Annotated in this window: 4 protein-coding genes; all 4 read left to right on the top strand. The window is 61.5% G+C overall.

What is annotated here, in order from left to right; all coding sequences use genetic code 11:
* On the top strand, positions 1–901 hold a 901-nt coding region (locus EN984_RS27840), incomplete at its 5' end, for a TonB family protein (protein ID WP_127384106.1).
* 40 nt (positions 902–941) lie between these two features.
* The gene (tolB, locus tag EN984_RS27845; protein ID WP_127270138.1) at positions 942–2,252 is read left to right on the top strand and encodes a Tol-Pal system beta propeller repeat protein TolB; all 1,311 of its coding nucleotides are present in this window, start codon (positions 942–944) and stop codon (positions 2,250–2,252) included.
* Between the two features lie 101 nt (positions 2,253–2,353).
* Complete coding sequence (locus EN984_RS27850; protein ID WP_236383235.1) at positions 2,354–2,653, top strand: four helix bundle protein; 300 nt, start codon at positions 2,354–2,356, stop codon at positions 2,651–2,653.
* 246 nt (positions 2,654–2,899) lie between these two features.
* A partial coding sequence (locus tag EN984_RS27855; protein WP_164765691.1) for an OmpA family protein occupies positions 2,900–3,223 on the top strand: 324 nt, incomplete at its 3' end.

Raw genomic sequence — 3,223 nt, forward strand, 5'->3', positions numbered from 1 at the left:
CACCGACAAGCCGATAACGCCGGAAGCCAAGCCGAAGCCCGTCGACACGACCTCGGCTCCGCCGCCCGCGCCGACCCCGATCGAAAAGCCGAAGCCCGAGGACGTGCCGAAGCCGCAGGAGAAGCCCAAGCCCACCCCGGCAACGGAAGTGGCGCCGGCGCCCACGCCCAAGGAAGAGGTCAAGCCCGAGCCGGTCAAGCAGGCCGACCCCAAGCCGACACCGGCCAAGCCGGCGCCAACCCCGCCACCGCAGGACAAGACCGCTGCCATCGATCCGACGCCCGAGGTCAAGCCTGACGCCGTCGCTGAAGCCATAGCGCAGGAGCCGCCCGCCGAGGCGACGCAGCTGCCGGATTCCGCTCCCGCGCCGGAAGCGCGGCCGAAGCCGCAGCCGGCGCAGGCCGAAAGCGCCAAGGCGCCGGAACGCAAGAACGCCGACAAGCCGGTCAAGGAAGCGTCGTCGAAGCCGAAGTCCGACGACAAGCAATTCAACGCCGACGAGATCTCCGCGCTCCTCGACAAGCAGAAACCATCCGGCGGTGGCGCCAAGCGCTCGACCCAGCAGGCGTCGCTCGGCGGCGACAAGGATCAGGGCCAGAAGCTTTCCAGGTCCGAAATGGGTGCTCTGGAAAGCCAGCTTGGCGGCTGCTGGACCCTTCCCGCGGGCCTTGAAGGTTCCGAGAACTTCGTCGTCGTGGTGCGGTTCAACCTGGATGCCTCCGGCAAGCTGGACGGACGCCCGGCGGTCGAAACGTCGAGCGGAAACCGCCAGTTCGACGAAAGTGCCGTTCGTGCGGTGCAAAAATGCGATGTCACTGGCCTGCAAGTTCCCGCCGGCAAGCAGGACATCTGGGCCGACGTCCGCGTCACCTTCGATCCAAGGGAGATGCTGGGCCTCTAAGGCCCGGGTATCCGGAAATCAGTACGAGAAGCGAGAAGACATGAAATCAATCCTCAAGCCGCTCCTGATGGTCGCAGCAATGGCGATGGGCATGACCGCGGCCAGCACGTTGCCGGCGCTGGCGCTGGTCGAACTCAACGTCAACAAGGGCAACGTCGAGCCGCTGCCGATCGCCATCACGGATTTCCAGGGCGGCGACGCGCTTGGGGCGCAGATTTCGCAAATCGTCACCGCCGATTTGAAGCGTTCGGGTCTGTTCGCTCCGATCGACAAAAGCGCCTTTATCGAGAAGATCACCAACCCCGATGCAGCACCGCGCTTCGACGACTGGAAGGTGATCAACGCGCAGGCGCTGGTCACCGGCAGCGTCAGCAAGGAAGCCGACGGCCGCATCCGCGCCCAGTACCGGTTGTGGGATACCTTTGCCGGCCAGCAGATGGCCGGCGAGCAGTTCTTCGCCAACGACGCCAATCAGCGGCGTGTCGCCCACATCATCGCCGACGCCATCTATGAGCGGCTGACCGGCGAAAAAGGCTATTTCGACACCCGCGTCGTCTTCATCGACGAATCCGGCGCCAAGAATGCGCGCAAGAAGCGCCTCGCGATCATGGACCAGGACGGCGCCAACGTTCGCTATCTCTCGGACGGCAGGTCGATCGTGCTGACGCCGCGTTTCTCGCCGAACCGGCAGGAAATCACCTACATGTCCTATGAAAGCGGCCAGCCGCGGGTCTACCTGCTGCAGATCGAAACGGGGCAGCGCGAACTGGTCGGCAACTTTCCGGGCATGACCTTTGCGCCGCGCTTTTCGCCCGACGGCCAGAAGGTGATCATGAGCCTGCTGCGCGACGACGGCAATTCCAACATCTTCGCCATGGACCTGCGCAGCCGCTCGACGACGAGGCTGACCAACTCGACCGCCATCGACACCTCGCCGTCCTATTCGCCCGACGGCAGCAAGGTGGTGTTCACCTCCGACCGTGGCGGCCGCGCGCAGATCTACGTGATGGGAGCCGACGGCTCGGGCCAGACCCGCATTTCCTTTGGCGACGGCGTCTATTCGACGCCGGTATGGTCGCCGCGCGGCGACCTCATCGCTTTCACCAAGCAGACCGGCGGCGAATTCCAGATCGGCGTCATGAAGACCGATGGATCGGGCGAGCGCATCCTGTCCTCCGGCTTCCAGCAGGAGGGACCGACCTGGGCACCGAACGGCCGCGTGCTGATGTTCTTCCGCGATTCCGCCGGCGGGCCCAAACTGGTTTCGGTCGATCTGACCGGACGCAACGAACAATCGATCCCGACGGCGAACTTCGCTTCCGACCCGGCCTGGTCGCCGCTGCTTGAATAGAGGAACTGGGGAACTGAAGAACTGAAGAATGGAGAAGGCGGGCGGCTACATTAATCGCGCGAAGGATCTAGAGGTATATAAGCGCGCTTATGTGGTTTCTCTTGACGTCCATAAAGCTCGCTTTCCCGAAAATGGAGCAATACGCACTGGCTGATCAGTTGCGTCGCTCCAGCAAAGGAATCTGCGCCAATTTGGCTGAAGGATTTGCCAAGCAGACTCACTCCAAACCCGAATTCGCGCGGTTCATTTCGATGGCAATGGGGTCATGCAGCGAGGTGGAGACGTGGATTTCCTATGCGTTCGACCTTGGATACATCAGCCAGACACAACACGACGATTGGCTGCGATCCTATGCCCATATCTACGGCATGCTGATCAATCTGAGAGAAAAGCTGAAGTGAATTCTCTCTTCAGTTCCTCAATTCCCCAACTCTTCAATTCCTCATTTCCATCTCTTTGTCGCGTTTTGGCCGTATTTACGCCTAGGGTCCGCGTGAAATGTGGCTTCAGGCCAAAACGGCTGCGGACGGGCAGCTTAAACCAAAATTTAACCGTGTTTCTTGAATGCCGGTTAACCCAAACGTGGTTACTGGGTGATCAACGAAATCACTCAAATTAGATCACTCGAAATACGAAGGAGAGGCGGCATGGGCCGTATTGCAGCACTTACCAGAAACCCGGTCATGATCGCGCTGGTGGCGATGCTCGCCATCGCAGGTTGCGCCTCGAAGAAGACGCCGAACAACGCGGCCGATCTTGGCCTTAACGGCGCCGGCGCCGCAACACCCGGATCGGCGCAGGACTTCACCGTCAACATTGGCGACCGCATCTTCTTCGATACGGACTCGACCTCGATCCGTGCCGACGCGCAGACGACGCTCTCGCGCCAGGCGCAGTGGCTGAACCAGTACAAGCAGTATGCCATCGTCGTCGAAGGTCATGCCGACGAACGCGGCACACGTGAATACAAT

Source organism: Mesorhizobium sp. M7A.F.Ca.CA.004.12.1.1, assembly GCF_003997835.1.
Taxonomy (GTDB): domain Bacteria; phylum Pseudomonadota; class Alphaproteobacteria; order Rhizobiales; family Rhizobiaceae; genus Mesorhizobium.

What these genes read in the sequence shown, in the direction of transcription:
- tolB (WP_127270138.1), top strand. Translation starts at nt 942, where the DNA reads ATGAAATCAATCCTCAAGCCGCTCCTGATGGTCGCAGCAATGGCGATG.